The sequence below is a fragment of the Paenibacillus sp. genome, assembly GCF_035645235.1.
Lineage (GTDB): Bacteria > Bacillota > Bacilli > Paenibacillales > YIM-B00363 > Paenibacillus_AE.
Map to the genome: position 1 here is coordinate 20,206 of NZ_DASQMZ010000051.1, position 14,386 is coordinate 34,591.

Sequence of the window (14,386 nt, forward strand, 5' to 3'; positions counted from 1 at the left end):
CGACCTGCCGACGGGAGGAGCAGTTGCACGTATGGATCGACCGTCCATCCCGACCGATCGAAGGCATCATGTCATCTTCGCGGTCGTCACGCTTTTGTATTGGACTTCTTTGTACACCCACGTCCCGATTTTGTCGCCGTATCTGCTGGAGGAGCTGAAGGTCGGCGCGGCGACGGCCGGCATCATTATCGGCGCCTACGGCTTCGTGCAGATCGTGCTGCGCTTGCCGATCGGCATCTTCTCGGACCGGGTGCGGCGTCGGCGCCCCTTCATCGCGCTGGGCTTGTTGACCGGCGCCTTGTCGTGCCTGCTGTTCGCCGCCGGGTCGCATCCCGGCTGGGCGTTCGCCGCGCGGGCGATGTTCGGCGTATGCGCCTCGACGTGGGTCGCGTTCACGGTGCTCTACGCGGCTTATTACGCTCGCAGCGAACTGCAGCGGGCGATGAGCGCCATCAGCTTTCTGATCGTCGCCGGCCAGCTCGTCGGCATGGGCCTGAGCGGCTGGCTCGCGGAGGCGTACGGCGCCCGGGCGACGTTCCTCGCCGGGGCGCTCGCCGGCGCGATCGGCCTCGCGGCCGCCTTCTTTATTAAAGAGCCGTCGGACGGGGTCGCTAGAAATCCGATGCGGCTTGCCGACATCGGCGACGTCGTGCGCAGCGCGCCGCTCCTTCGCGTATCGATCCTGTCGATCTTGGCGCATAGCGTCCTGTTCATTACGATGTTCGGCTTTACCCCGTCGTACGCGACCGCCGAGCTCGGGGCGTCCCGATGGGAGCTCAGCCTGCTCAGCTTCGCCTTCATGGTGCCGCATGCGTTCGCGCAGCTGTACAGCGGGCGGTGGGTCGCCCCGCGGTTCGGCGTCTGGCCGACGATCGCGGCCGGCTTCGCCGTCAGCGGCGCGTGCACGCTGGCCATTCCGTTCGCCGAGACGCTGCCGGCGTTGTACGCGACCCAAGCGCTGAACGGGCTTGCGCAGGGGCTTCATTTTCCGCTGCTTCTGGCGCTGGCGATTCAAGGCGTCGCGGCGGAAAAGCAGGCGACCGCGATGGGCTTCTACCAAGCCGCTTACGCGGCGGGCATGTTCGCCGGGCCGTTCGCCGCCGGGTGGATCAACGGGCTTGGGGGCTTGCAAGCGGGCTTCTGGCTCGGCGGGGCGACGGCCCTCGGCTCGGTCGCCGTGACGTTGGCGTTCGCCGCGATCGCTCGCCGGGCGGCGGCGCGCACGGCAGGATCTTAAACAAGAAGGATACGCATAGCCGAACAACCCCTTGGACACAACAAACCTAGCAGGTTTGCGAAACCAAGGTTTTTTTTTGTATGCGGGCATGCAGCGGGTGCAACCTTCCGGCGGCGCAGGGCGTTAGGAGGTACAGAAAGAGACTGGAGGGAGAAGACGATGACGATGAAAATGAAATGGTTGACCATCCTGGCGGTATTGGCTGTGGCGGTAAGCGGCTGCGGCGCGGCGAGCGAGCAAGGGAACGGCGGACAGGGCGCCGCGGAGCCGCCGGCGCAGGAGTCGCCGACGGAGACGACCCCGCCGGCCGAGCAGCCGGCCGAGGAGCCTGCGGAGGAGTTAGGCGTCGAAACCGGCGCGGAGGTCGAGATCGAAACGTCGATCGAAGGCATGAGCGAGAAGGTGAAGGTAACCGAATATACATTGACGCCTTTCGGCATTCGGTACGTGCTGCGCAGCGTCATGGGCGCGCCGGCCGTCGAGAACGGGCAAGTCGTATATAAGTCGCAGATGGGCGACGACGTTGCGACGATCGCCGTCGAAGCGCTTGCGGGCGTCTCCTTGGACGAGGCGGTCGCCGAAGCGCAGAAGCGCTACGCGGACGGGTACGAGGCCGCCGAGCTGGCGGATATCGGCATCGATCTGAACGGCTATCCGGGCAAGGTGCAGGGCTTCCAGAAGGGGAACTACCTCTACGGCTTCAACGCGTTCGACGTCGACGGCACGGCGGTGGTCATCCATTCCAGCTACCCGCAGGACGCAGGCGACGGCATGGGCGCAGTGCTCTACGAGCTGATCCAATCGCTGAAAGGCGAATAATGGGAAAATAAGAGTTGCCAACCGGCTCGCCTGCATGGTAGTATCTAACATCAAACGGAAGGGTTTCTAGGGAGTCGCCGGGGCGTCGAGCAAGACGCCGCGGAGGAACCGAGCGAAGCCGGCGTGCGATCAGCAGGCTACACCGTAAGGGATAAAAGACCTTCGGCAAGTTCCGCCCCCGGGCGAACGAGCCGATAGGTCTTTTTTGCTTTACCGGGGGAAAGAGACAGAGGAGAGCGGGGAGACGGGCATGAAGGCAATCGAAGTGGAGGGGTTGACGAAGACGTTCCGCACGAAGCGGAAGGGGGAAGGGTTCGCGGCGGGCGTGAAGGGACTGTTCCGGCCGGAGTACGCGGCGAAGACGGCGGTCGAGCCGATCTCGTTCGCGGCGGAGCGCGGGGAGACGCTCGCGTTCCTCGGGCCGAACGGGGCGGGCAAGTCGACGACGATCAAGATGCTGACCGGCATCCTGCATCCGAGCGGCGGCCGAGCGCGCGTGCTCGGATTGACGCCGTGGCAGGACCGGCATGCGCTGTCGTTCCGGATCGGCAGCGTGTTCGGGCAGAAGTCGCAGCTGTGGTATCACCTGCCGCCGACGGATACGTTCGAGCTGATGCGGCGCATCTACGAGCTCGGCAAGCGCGACTATGCGCAGCGGCGCGACCTGCTGATCGAGCGGTTCCGTCTGGAGCCGTACTTGCAGACGCCGGTGCGCAAGCTGTCGCTCGGCGAGCGGATGCGGTGCGAGCTGGCGGCCGCGCTGCTGCATCGGCCGGAGATCGTCTTCCTCGACGAGCCGACGATCGGCCTCGACGTCGTCGTCAAGCAGCATATCCGCGAGCTGATTCGGGAGCTGAACCGCGAGGAGGGGACGACGTTCTTCCTCACCTCGCACGACCCGGGGGATATCGAGCAGCTGTGCAAGCGGGCGATCGTCATCAATCACGGGCAGGTCATCCTCGATCAGCCGGTCTCCGTGCTGAAGCGGGAGCTGCTGACGCACAAGACGATTCGGCTGGAGCTGGCCGAAGGCGCCGCCGACGCGCCGTTCGCCTGCGCGGGCGCGGCGGTGACGGGGCGGGACGGTCCGTTCGTGACGCTGTCGGTCGACACGGCGGCGACGAGCATCGAGGCGGTGCTCGGGCGCATCGTCGGCGCAGTGCCGATCCGAGACGTGACGATCGAGGACCCGCCGATGGAGGAGATCATCAAGCACATTTACGAGCGGAAGGGAGGGGCGGCCGGATGAGGAATGCGGCGCTGGCGTGGCGGAAATACCCGGCGGTCACCCGGATCACGCTGAAGAACTCCTTCGTCTACGTGGCGGACTTTCTCGTGAGAACCCTTTTCCTCTTAATTATCCTGTATATCTTCATGCAGCTGTGGGGCGCGACGTACGCGGGCGAGGGGGAGCCGTCGATCGCGGGGTATACGTACGCCGATCTCGTGTGGTACCTGATTATTTCCGAAGCGGTCACGATGGCGCTGCCGGCGCTGCAGCCGGCCGTCGAGCAGGACGTGAAGAGCGGGGACGTCGCGTACCGGCTGACGAAGCCGATGCATTACGTCGGCTATTATTTCGCGTGGTACAACGCGGACGCGCTGCTGCGGCTCGCCGTCAATCTCGCGGCGGGCGGGGCGCTCGGCCTGCTCGTCTTCGGGGCGCCAGACTTCGGCTACGGCTGGCTGGCGCTGCCGCTCGTGGCGGCCGGCGCGCTGACGGTTAACTTCCTGATGAGCATGATCATTGCGCTGTGCGCCTTCTGGGTCGAGGAGACGACGGGCCTCGATTTTATTTATAAGAAGCTGCTGTTTACGGTCGGCGGCATGCTGATGCCGCTCGAGATGTTCCCGCTGTGGCTGCAGGACGTATGCCGGTGGCTGCCGTTCCAAGCGGTGCTGTACTTTCCGGCGTCGACGGTGACGAGCTTTGACGCGTCGAAGCTGCTCGGCATGTTGGCGGCGCAGTGGGCGTGGGCGGCGGCGCTTGCGGCGGTCGTGTTTTGGATGTACGGGAGAGGGGTGAAGAAGCTCCATGTTAACGGGGGGTAGAAGGCTGCGGGGGACGCTCGCGTTCCTGCTGACGTGCTGGAAGCTGAATCTCGCCGGCGCGATGGAGTTTCGGATGAGCTTCCTGCTCATGGCCGGGATGATGGTAGTCAATAACTCCGTCTGGATTTTCTTCTGGAGCTTGTTCTTTCAACGGTTCGAAGTCGTGAACGGGTGGTCGCTGCCGGACGTCATGATGCTGTGGGCGATCAGCGCGGGCGGCTTCGGCATCGCCGCGACGCTGTTCGGCAACATGAACCGGATCGCGTGGCTGACGGCGAACGGGCAGCTCGACGTGTATCTCGTCCAGCCGAAGCCGGTGCTGCTGAACGTGCTCGCGAGCCGCATGTCGGTGACGGCGATCGGGGATGCGGCGTTCTCCGTTATTTTGTATGTGCTGTTCGGGGACGGTTCGTGGCTCGGTTTCGCGAAGTACGCGCTCGCGCACGTCGTGGCGGCGGTCATCTTCTTGTTTTTCATGGTGATCGTCGGCTCGCTCGCCTTCTGGATCGGCAACGCGGAGGGGCTGACGGGACAGATGTTCAATGCCGTGGTGTCGTTCTCGACGTACCCGACGGACATTTTCAAAGGGTGGGGGCGGGTCGTCATCTTTACGGTCGTGCCGGCCGGGTTCATCTCGTATATGCCGATCGGCTTGCTGCGAGACGCCGTGCAATGGGACTTCCTGCTCGGCGCGCTCGGCATGTCGGCGGGGATTGCCGCGTTCGGCACTTGGTTTTTCTACGCGGGCCTGCGGCGGTACAGCTCCGGCAACGCGATCGCGATGCGGAGTTAGGTTTCCCGGCAGGGTCGGTCCGCGCGGGGCGCCCGCGCGAAGACGGCGCGGAAAAGCAGCAGATGAAGGCACTGCAAATACGCATAGATCGGTACGGAGTAGAGGAGCCAGTATCCGTTCTTGTAATGAAAGACGCCGACGAGCACGCCGATCCATTCGATGAAGGCGCCCGCCGCCGTCCAAGCGGCGACGTACAAAATTACGCCGAAGCCTCGCACGCGGAGCCAGTAATACCCGTAGATGAAGAAGTACCCGTACGGCGCGTACATGACGTACGAGAATATATCGAAGCCTTGGTACTTCGCCTGATCGCCGACGTCGTACAGGTCGAACGGCGGCACGGCGATCGTATGGTCGAACATGAGGCCGAGGACGATGCCGTACATGAGGGTGAACAGCGCCTGCATCGCGGTAAAGCGCTTCGGCGCGAGCCATACCGCGGCCGCGCCGACCGCGACCATGCCGAGCACGAACCACTCGTTGGCGTTAAATCCGATGTCGTGCACGGCGTTATCCGGCATGGGCGCGTTCCTCCTTCCGCTCGAGCGCAAGCGCGCCTTTCGCGAAGCCGTACGTCACAGCCATCATCGCCGCTATGGTCAACACCTCGTAACCGATATTCCATAGGCGGTATTGAAAGACGTCCAGGCGCAACAGCACTTGGCCGGTGGCGACCAGAAGCAACAGGACGCCGGCCGCTGCGCCGAGCCTCCGCGCGAGCCGGGTTTCGGTAAAGAACGCGTTGGCGAACACGAGCATGCCGAGGGTGACCGTGAAATCCCGTTGCAGCACGGCCGCGAGAAACTTCACGGGGTGTTCGCTCACCGTATACAGGCGGTAGGAGTAGGTTAGCAGCGTAAACTTGTTGATAATGACGATCGAGAGCGCCATGTATAAAATGATGTTCGTCCGCAGCGGCAGCTTGCGGGGCAGCGCCGCCAGCGCAAGCGCCGTGAGCAGGACGAAAAGCAGGGATGCGACGAGCGCCATGGCTCCACCTCATTTTTGCAGAATCCGGGAAGTTAAAGCGGGCGGCTCAGCACGAAAATTTCCATCTTCTCGTCATCGGCGAGCGAGATGCGGGTGCGCAGCGACTCGACGCGGCAGCCGAGCTCGGAAGCGAATTCCGAACGGAGCGTCTGCTCGTAGGCGGGCGACTTGTCCACGGGCACGCCCCGGGCGACGACGATAATTTTGTTGTCGACGGCGAGCACGTGGGTTTCGGACGACGCGGCGCCGCTCGTTTCGCGTTCGATGCGGTTGTACAGACGGCGAATCGATTCTTCGAGCGAGATCTGGGTGCGGGGAGGGGTTTGCATGGCGATCGGGCTCCTTTAGGGGTCGTTAAAAAATCGTTTCCTCCCAGTATTCCCCTCTCAGGCACTTTGCAATCCATACGCGCGGTGGTAATGTTACATTTGATACAGAGGCTTTACGACTCGGGAGGGACGCGCCGTGAACTCGATGACGGAGCGATGGATCGCGGGACTCGTCGCGGCGGCGGCGCTCCCGCTGGTCTTATACGGAGAATTTCATTGGCTGGGGCGTCCGGCGGCGCCGGGGGTATGGACCGGGCTGATCGCGCTGCCGCTATACTTGACCCTCGGCGCGGCCGCGTCGATTATCGCGGACGGATTGGCGGCCTCGCTGACGAGCGAGGAGGAGAAGTCGTCGCGCGCCCGCTCGTACGCGGTTCGCATGGCGCTCTATGCCGGGGCGGGCTTCGCGTCGTTGCTCGGGCTCGCCTACGCGATGTTCGGCAAACAAGCCGCCTTCGTCGAGACCGCGGCGCAAGCGGCGAGCGTCGGCGTTCCGGCCGGGGTGTTGTATTTCCACGCGCTGCTGGCGATCCGGGCGGCGACCGCGCGCCGGCATCTTCGCCGGTTCGCCCAGCCGGTCGAGACCGAAAGGCTCGTGCTGCTGCCTTGCACGCTGGAGCGATACGAAGCGGCGGCGGCGGAAGGCTACCCGATCGGCAATCATGTGAAGACGTATCTCCGGTCGCTGCGGCAGCATCCGAGGCTGCTGGGGTGGGGGGTGTGGCTCGTGCGGCTGAAGGAGACCGGCGAGCTCGTCGGGGACGCCGGCTTTAAGGGCAATCCCGACTTCGCCGGCGCGGTGGATATCGGCTACGGCTTTCTACCGGAGCACCGGGGACGAGGCTATGCGACGGAGGCGGCGGCCGCGCTCGTCGCCTGGGCGTTCGAGCACGGCGCCGGACGGGTGACCGCCGAGACGCTGCGGGACAACGCGGCGTCGATCCGCGTGCTGCGCAAGAACGGCTTCCGGTTATATCGCGAGGATGAGCACTACCATTGGCGGCTCGACGCGATCGACCGGGCGCGGGGGAAGGCGTAAACGGCTATGAAAGCAAGCTTGTTAAGCGATTTTACCTATTTAGCGAAAAGATTTTATTAAATATATAAAAGTCCTTAACAAATAGGTATCCAGCCCGCGGCCGCGTTACAGCCGATGCGACTTCCGGTACTCGCTCGGCGTCACGCCCTCCGTCTTCGCAAAGCATTGCGTAAAATACGACATATGCGAAAATCCGACATCCTCCGCGATGCGGCTGACCGGCGCGTCGGTGTTGACCAGCAGCAGCTTCGCCTGCTCGACGCGATATTGCTTCAAATATTCGAGCGGCGTGACGCCGAACACCTGCTGCATGCAGCGCGCGACGTACGTCGGGTGAAAATTCAGGCTTTCCCCGATTTCCCGGTAATGGAGCGGCTCCCGGTACCGCTCCCGCAGCAGCTGCGCGGTTTTCTCGGCGAGCGCGATGGACGACGACGCGGCGCGGTACTGCTGCTCGCCGTGCAGATCGTGCAGCACCTCTTGAAAAATCGTCTGCTGCTGCCACATGAGCGACGGCTTATGATGCCGGTTCAGGTCGATCAACCGCTTAATATTCCGGTACGTCTTCGTCGGGAGCGTCAGCTTGCAAAACTGCGGCACGACGAGCGTGAAGTGCTGCACGCGCTTGCGCGTCAGCTCTTGCCGCGGAATGACCTCGTCGTACGGATACAGCCGCGCGCCGCCCGGGCCGGCCTCCTCCTCCGTCACCGCGCTCCACTCCCCCGTCGTCTGGAAATGCACCCAAAAATATTGCGTCTCCCGCTTCGCCGGCTCGAGCGGCGCGTAGCTCTTGTCCGGCCTTACAATGAACGCGTGCCCCTTCGTCACCCGAAACTCCTTCTCGTCCTCCGCGAGCGAGACCTTCCCCCGAACGACCACCAGCATCTTGAAAATGCCGAGGTTCGCGACCGCCGGATGCGTCTTGCCGATCGGATACGTCCGCTCCCCGCCCACGATATAATGGGGCAGCGGCGGCGCTTTGAATTGCAGGAAATCCACGTACGCCACGTCCTTCCGCCCTTGCCGCCGCAAGGTTTCGTTCAACGCCGAAGTTAGAATATTGACAATTCAAGTTACTTTCCTATCTAGGCTGAGCCCATTATATCAAATACGATATGTGAAGAGTTTACGAAATTCGGAAGGCGTCCGCGAGGCACACTAAGCGGAACGACGTTAGACAGGGGAGGAAGGCATCTTTGGGCAGGAAAACGATATTCCGCGAGCACATCGTTCGCCACCGCTGGTCGTACTTGATCGGTTTCGCGCTGGTCACCGTCTCGTCGCTGCTGCAGCTGCTGATCCCGGCGCTCATGGGGCGGTTCACGGATCGGCTGGAGGAAGGCGCGCTCGATCCGGGACGCATCGCCGCCTTCGCGCTCGGCATCGGCGCGGTCGCGTTCGGCACCGCGCTGTTTCGCTCCGTCAGCCGCATCTCGATGTTCCGCTTGTCGCGGGTGCTGGAGAAGCGGGTGCGGGGCGATCTGTTCAAGCATTGGGAGCGGCTGCCGGTGCAGTACTACAATAATCAGCGCGTCGGCGATCTGATGGCGCACGGCGTCAGCGACGTCGGCGTAATGCGCGAGGTGACCATGGGCGCGTATTACCAAGTGTCGGAGGCGATCGTGCTGATCGGCGTCACGGTCGGCGCGATGGCGTTCAGCATCTCGCCGCTGCTGACGGTGCTGACGTTGCTGCCGCTGCCGCTGCTGAGCCTCATGGCGTACCGGTTCCATACGAAGGTGATGCGGCAATCGTCGGACGTGCAGGACGCGATCGGCGACATGACGAGCCGCGTGCAGGAATTCGTCGCCGGCATCCGCGTCGTGAAGGCGTTCGTGCAGGAGCGGGCCGAGACCGCGAAGTTCGACGCGTCGAACGCGCGAGCCGTCCATACGAACCGGGAGTTCGTAAAGACGAACTCGCTGTTTAACGGCGCGAGCCAAGGCATCGTCGGCGTCTCGTTCCTCATCTCGGTCATCGTCGGCGGGGTCATGGTGCTCGACGGAGCGATCACGCTCGGGGAATTCGTCGCCTTCAACACGTATTTGACGCTCATCATCGGCCCGATCGAAAACATTGGCAAGGTGATGAACGTGCTGCAGAAGGGCTCCGCGTCGGAGAAGCGGCTGCTCGAAATTTTGAACACGACGCCGGAGGTGACCGACGGGCCGGATACGAACCGCGGCATCGTACGGCTCGACGGCGAAATTACGTTCCGCCGGTTGACGTTCAAGTACCCCGGCGCGAAGCGGCCGGCGCTGCGAGACATTACGCTGCACGTGCCTCGCGGCAGCTCGCTCGCGATCGTCGGCAAGGTCGGCAGCGGCAAGAGCACGCTCGTCTCGCTGCTCGTGCGCATGTACAATCCGCCGATCGGCACGCTGTACGTCGACGGACACGACATCCTGACCGTGCCGCTCGCGACGCTGCGCGAGAACGTCGGCTTCGTGCCGCAGGACGGCTTCTTGTTCTCCTCGACGATCAAGGACAACATCAGCTTCGATCCGAAGCCGCACTCGATGGACGAGGTGGAGGAGGCGGCGCGGCTCGCGCAGGTGTACGACAACATTATCGAGTTCCCCGGCGGCTTCGACACCGCGCTCGGGGAGCGGGGGCTGTCGCTCTCCGGCGGGCAGCGGCAGCGCGTCAGCATCGCGCGCGCGATTATCAAGAAGCCGTCGATCCTCGTGTTCGACGACAGCCTGTCGGCCGTCGACACGGAAACGGAGGACCGCATTCTCGCCGGCCTCGATCGGGTCATGAAGGGGCGGACGACGATCATTATCGGCCACCGCATTTCCTCGGTGCGCCGCGCGGATCAAATTATCGTGCTCGACCACGGCCGCATCGTCGAGCAAGGCGACCACGACCGGCTCGTGCGGCTCGGCGGCATCTATGCGGACATGTATCATAAACAGCTGCTCGACGACGAAGCGCGTCGGACGGATTCGCGGGAGGGGGCGTCGCACGGATGAGAGACATTCATACCGAAAGGGACGTCGTCAAGTTCGGCGACGCCCAACTGCTCGCGCGTCTCCTGCGGTACGCGGCGCCGTATTGGAAGCCGTTCGCGCTGTGCATCCTGCTCGCGTTCCTCGTCGTGGCGGCGGATCTCGGCCGCACGTTCCTGATCAGCGTCGCGATCGACGATCATATTAACGGGTACCGCCAGCCGATGGTCGCGGCGCCGTCCCGCGCCGAGCTCGAGGCGCGCGGCCTCGCGCCGCTCCCGGGCGATACGGGGGAGCGGGCGTACGCGCGCCTCGGCTGGGACGGGGGGCCTGAGGCGACCGGCGCGGCCGCGGGTTTGGCCAAGGCGCAAATCGCGGAGGTCGACGGGACGGCGTACCTCGTCGAGTGGTGGCTGCCCGCCGAGGCGGAAGGCGGGTATACGCTGACGCCGGGGCCGGGCGGGACGGCGACGGCGGCGCTCCCGGACGGGACGGCGGTCGCGGCGCGGGCGCTGACGCCGGCCGAGATCGACGCCTTCCATGCGGGCGACGCGCCGGCGATCTGGCGGCTCGGCGGCTTGTTCCTGCTCGCGGTCGTCGGCGCCGCGCTGCTGTCCGTCTGGCAGATGAATCTGCTTCAGTTTACGGGACAGCGCATCCTATACACGATCCGCGATCAGCTGTTCCGGCATATCGGACGCATGCCGATGTCGTTCTTCGACCGCAACCCGGTCGGCCGGCTCGTCGTGCGCGTCACGCAGGACACGGAATCGCTCAATAACTTGTTTACGCAGGTGCTCGTGACGCTCGTGAAAGACGTGCTCGTCCTGCTCGGCATCGTCGGCGTCATGTTCTATTTGAACGCGGAGCTGGCGCTGCTGACGCTGTGCGTGCTGCCGGCGCTCGCGATCCTCACGTTCTGGTACAAGACGGTCATCCGGGACGCGCAGCGCGTCAGCCGGGCGATTCTCTCGCGGCTCAATTCGTTCCTCGCGGAAAACCTCTCCGGCATGCGCATCACGCAGATGTTCGTGCGGGAGCATCGGCAGTGGGAGCAGTTCGAGGAGCTGAACGAGGGCTTCTTCCGCGCCGGCATGCGCGGCACGATCATCAACTCGGTGTTCCAGCCGGCGATCGGCTTCGTCGGCAACCTCGCCGTCGCGCTGCTGCTCTGGTACGGGGGCCTGCGCGTGCTCGACGGGGCGCTGCAGTTCGGCGTCGTCTTCGCCTTCACGATCTACGTGCGGCAGTTCTTTAATCCGCTTATGAGCCTCGCCGAGAAATACGGCCAAGTGCAGATGGCGATGGTCGGCGCGGAGCGCATCTTCGACCTGCTGGACGAAGAGCCGGCGATGACGGAGACGGCGTCTCCGCGCGCGCTGCCGCAGCCGGTGAAGGGCGAAATTCGGTTCGAAAACGTCTGGTTCGCCTACAACGGCGAAGAATGGGTGCTGCGGGACGTTTCCTTTACGATCAAACCGGGGCAAACCGTCGCCTTCGTCGGCGCGACCGGCGCGGGCAAGAGCTCGATCATTCAGCTGATCAATCGGTTCTATGACATCCAGAAGGGCCGCATTCTGCTCGACGGCATCGACATTCGGGAGCTGTCGCTCGCGGAGCTGCGCCGCACGGTCGGCATCGTGCAGCAGGACGTATTCTTGTTCACGGGCACGATCGCCTCCAACATCCGATTGAACGAGGAGGGCATCTCCGACGAGGCGGTCGTCGACGCGGCGAAGCGCGTGCATATGGACGAATTCGTGCGCTCGATGCCGGACGGGTACGACACGCTGCTCGGCGAGCGCGGCGTGACGCTGTCGCTCGGCCAGCGGCAGCTGCTGTCGTTCGCGCGGGCGGTCGTGTTCAAGCCTCAGGTGCTGATTTTGGACGAAGCGACGTCGAACATCGACACGGAGACGGAGCTCGTCGTGCAGGAGGCGCTCGCGGAGCTGTCGCGCGGCCGCACGACGCTCGTCGTCGCCCACCGGCTGTCGACGATCCAGCACGCCGATCAAATCATCGTCATGCACAAGGGCCGCGTACGCGAGACGGGCAACCACCGGGAGCTGCTTGAGCAGGGCGGATATTACTACCGGCTGCATCAGCTGCAGTACAAGGACCGCCAGGTCGCGGCCGGCGCCGGGGACTGACAACATCGTCCCGAGCCGTTCGACGGTTCGGGGCGTTCCGCGCGCGCGGGCACGCGGGACGGGGCGACGCCGGGCGCGCTGCCGGTGCCGCTCGATGGAACTGCATTTGTGCAGCTATTCGCTCTCGCGAGCGTCCATTTGCCCCCTGTTCCTTTAGTTGATAAGCGCTTTCATCGCCCGCAGCCGCAAAAATAGATGCACATTTTGCAACTAATAAGCGCTCCCGCCGTTCATTCGGGCGAGTCGCTGCGGGTTCCGCACCTGTACACCCTCCGGGTCTCGAAGTTTCGCCCGCAATCTGCTACCCTTAAGCGAGCGAGGTACGAGCGAACGTATGGGGCGGGGGTGCGGGTGTGGCGGAGCGGTTGGACATTTTCGACGAAGGCATGAATTGGCTCGGGTCGCGGACGCGGGCGGAGGTGCATCGGGAGGGGCTGTGGCATCAGACGTTCCAATGCTGGTTCGTGCGGCGGATCGGCGGCGAGGACTATGTGTATTTCCAGGAGCGTCATCCTTCGAAGGAAGACTTCCCGGGCTTGCTGGACATTACGGCGGCGGGGCATCTGAGCGCGGGCGAGACGGTCGAGGACGGGGCGCGGGAGATCGAGGAGGAGCTCGGCATCGCCGTGCCGCGGTCGGCGCTCGCGTACGGCGGCTGCAAGCCGTACCGATACGCGCGCGACGGCTTCGTCGACAACGAATTTTGCCATGTACATTACTATGTGTACGACGGGCCGGACGAGGCGTTCCGGTTCCGAGACGGCGAGGTGTCGGCGCTTGCGCTGCTGACGCTCGCGGACGCGCGCCGCGTGGTGCGGAGCGAGGCGTATGCGGCCTCCGCGATCCGGCTCGTGCCGGAGCGGGGCTTGCGCGAGGCGATGACGGTGCGCTGGCGCGATCTCGTGCCGCACGAACGCCGGTACTACGAGGCCGCGTTCGACGAGGCGGAGCGGCTGCTGGCGGCGGGGGCGCGAACGTAAGGGGGGGGGCGAGACGGCCGCCGGGTAAGCGTGCCGTCTCGTGTGCGGTTGTTGCGTACGGCTTAGAACGGGTCGACCACGATATAGCCCTTTTTGCTGCCCGCCTGCGCCTCGGCGCCGCCGATCGCGCTCGCGGCGAACAAGGCCGCGGTCAGGGCGCAGACGACTAGGAAAAACTTGCTTTGGCGATGAAGAAGTCCGGTCATGCGGGGTCACCTCCTTTCCGGCTTTGCGGGAAAGTCCGGCTTACTTCGTTTTCGTTACGTTCGAATTCGGCGCGGGGGCCTCCTGCTTGGCGTGGGAACCGTCGCAATACCCTTCGGCGTGTTTCGTCTTGCCGCATTGGCATTTATACATCTGTCTCTCCTCCTTCCGATTGCTGCCTGCCTTACGAAATCCAGTCTACACGCGCGGCGCGTCATCCTCCGTCATATATGAGGAGTACAGGTCGACGATGCCGCGCGCCCTCGCAAGCACATAGTCCCTAAGCTCGACCGGCTCCAACACGAACGCGTCCGCGCCGAAGCCGAGCACGGCTTCGGCCGCGGTTTCCAGCGTATGGAACTGTACGGTCGCTTCCATCCGCCCGGGCCGCGTCGTCTCCCCGGCGGAGACGAGCGTCGCGAATTTTTCGGACTGCAGGCGTCTGACCGCGAGCGGCGTCGCGAGCAGCTTCGTTTCGTACCGGGGCAGGCTGCTTCGGAACGTTTCCGTGGACTGCTGCCAATAGGCGGCCAGGTTGAAACCGGCGGGCCGCTCGAACGTCTCGTCGAGCAGCTCGACGTCCGCGATGCGGGAGACGCGGTACGTGCGATAGTCCGAATCCGCCTCCGCGACCAAATACCAGGTGCTGCGCTTGGCGACCAGGCCGAGCGGACGGACGACGCGCTCCGTCGGCGGCTCGTCGTCCCCGTTCCGCACGTAGGCGATTCGGATGCTCCGCTCGAGCCAGACGGCTTCTTGGATGCGCTGCAGATGGACGACGGGCTCGGCGGCTTGATGCCAGCCCGCGCCGTCGACGTGAATCCGTTCCCGGGCGACCTCCG

General features: G+C 64.4%; 15 protein-coding genes. 9 read left to right on the forward strand and 6 right to left on the reverse strand.

Translation table 11 applies throughout. The features are described from left to right. The first annotated feature begins 31 nt into the window (after positions 1-31). The 5 genes from VEZ38_RS04440 (at position 32) to VEZ38_RS04460 (ending at position 4,901) form a co-directional block, all read left to right on the forward strand. Positions 32-1,237 (forward strand): MFS transporter, encoded by a 1,206-nt coding sequence (locus tag VEZ38_RS04440; protein WP_324892140.1) that lies wholly within the window; start codon positions 32-34, stop codon positions 1,235-1,237. 159 nt (positions 1,238-1,396) lie between these two features. After that, a complete protein-coding gene (locus tag VEZ38_RS04445; protein ID WP_324892141.1) occupies positions 1,397-2,056 on the forward strand; it encodes a hypothetical protein in 660 nt (219 codons plus the stop codon). A 250-nt stretch (positions 2,057-2,306) separates the two neighbouring features. Further along, on the forward strand, positions 2,307-3,305 hold the full coding sequence (locus VEZ38_RS04450; RefSeq protein ID WP_324892142.1) for an ABC transporter ATP-binding protein: 999 nt from the start codon (positions 2,307-2,309) through the stop codon (positions 3,303-3,305). Further along, positions 3,302-4,108: an ABC transporter permease gene (locus VEZ38_RS04455; protein WP_324892143.1), complete on the forward strand. Its 807-nt coding sequence runs from the start codon at positions 3,302-3,304 to the stop codon at positions 4,106-4,108. The genes VEZ38_RS04450 and VEZ38_RS04455 overlap by 4 nt, the downstream gene beginning before the upstream one ends. Further along, a complete protein-coding gene (locus tag VEZ38_RS04460; protein WP_324892144.1) occupies positions 4,092-4,901 on the forward strand; it encodes an ABC transporter permease in 810 nt (269 codons plus the stop codon). Before VEZ38_RS04455 ends, VEZ38_RS04460 begins: the two co-directional genes overlap by 17 nt. Here VEZ38_RS04460 and VEZ38_RS04465 read toward each other — a convergent pair. Genes VEZ38_RS04465 through VEZ38_RS04475 form a run of 3 tightly spaced genes read right to left on the reverse strand, consistent with a single transcriptional unit; the run spans position 4,898 to position 6,220 of the window. Then, on the reverse strand, positions 4,898-5,422 hold the full coding sequence (locus VEZ38_RS04465) for a hypothetical protein (RefSeq protein ID WP_324892145.1): 525 nt from the start codon (positions 5,420-5,422) through the stop codon (positions 4,898-4,900). The genes VEZ38_RS04460 and VEZ38_RS04465 overlap by 4 nt on opposite strands. Further along, positions 5,412-5,891 (reverse strand): hypothetical protein, encoded by a 480-nt coding sequence (locus VEZ38_RS04470; protein WP_324892146.1) that lies wholly within the window; start codon positions 5,889-5,891, stop codon positions 5,412-5,414. The genes VEZ38_RS04465 and VEZ38_RS04470 overlap by 11 nt, the downstream gene beginning before the upstream one ends. 32 nt (positions 5,892-5,923) lie before the next feature. Then, complete coding sequence (locus VEZ38_RS04475; RefSeq protein ID WP_324892147.1) at positions 5,924-6,220, reverse strand: hypothetical protein; 297 nt, start codon at positions 6,218-6,220, stop codon at positions 5,924-5,926. Positions 6,221-6,365: 145 nt separating this feature from the next. Between VEZ38_RS04475 and VEZ38_RS04480 the strand changes: the two genes are divergently transcribed. After that, entirely contained in the window at positions 6,366-7,259 is an 894-nt protein-coding gene (locus tag VEZ38_RS04480; RefSeq protein ID WP_324892154.1) for a GNAT family N-acetyltransferase, read from the forward strand. A 105-nt stretch (positions 7,260-7,364) separates the two neighbouring features. Here the strand turns inward: VEZ38_RS04480 and VEZ38_RS04485 are convergent, their stop codons facing one another. Beyond that, the gene (locus tag VEZ38_RS04485) at positions 7,365-8,267 is read right to left on the reverse strand and encodes an AraC family transcriptional regulator (protein ID WP_324892148.1); all 903 of its coding nucleotides are present in this window, start codon (positions 8,265-8,267) and stop codon (positions 7,365-7,367) included. Positions 8,268-8,455: 188 nt separating this feature from the next. Between VEZ38_RS04485 and VEZ38_RS04490 the strand changes: the two genes are divergently transcribed. The 3 genes from VEZ38_RS04490 to VEZ38_RS04500 all read left to right on the forward strand — a co-directional run bounded on the left by VEZ38_RS04490 (position 8,456) and on the right by VEZ38_RS04500 (position 13,340). Further along, complete coding sequence (locus VEZ38_RS04490; RefSeq protein WP_324892149.1) at positions 8,456-10,234, forward strand: ABC transporter ATP-binding protein; 1,779 nt, start codon at positions 8,456-8,458, stop codon at positions 10,232-10,234. Further along, on the forward strand, positions 10,231-12,360 hold the full coding sequence (locus VEZ38_RS04495) for an ABC transporter ATP-binding protein (protein ID WP_324892150.1): 2,130 nt from the start codon (positions 10,231-10,233) through the stop codon (positions 12,358-12,360). The genes VEZ38_RS04490 and VEZ38_RS04495 overlap by 4 nt, the downstream gene beginning before the upstream one ends. A gap of 353 nt (positions 12,361-12,713) precedes the next feature. After that, on the forward strand, positions 12,714-13,340 hold the full coding sequence (locus tag VEZ38_RS04500; protein WP_324892151.1) for an NUDIX hydrolase: 627 nt from the start codon (positions 12,714-12,716) through the stop codon (positions 13,338-13,340). 62 nt (positions 13,341-13,402) lie between these two features. Here VEZ38_RS04500 and VEZ38_RS04505 read toward each other — a convergent pair whose 3' ends face one another. Continuing rightward, on the reverse strand, positions 13,403-13,546 hold the full coding sequence (locus VEZ38_RS04505) for a hypothetical protein (protein ID WP_324892152.1): 144 nt from the start codon (positions 13,544-13,546) through the stop codon (positions 13,403-13,405). Positions 13,547-13,742: 196 nt separating this feature from the next. Further along, the coding region (locus VEZ38_RS04510; protein ID WP_324892153.1) for a WYL domain-containing protein at positions 13,743-14,386 on the reverse strand (644 nt) is incomplete at its 5' end.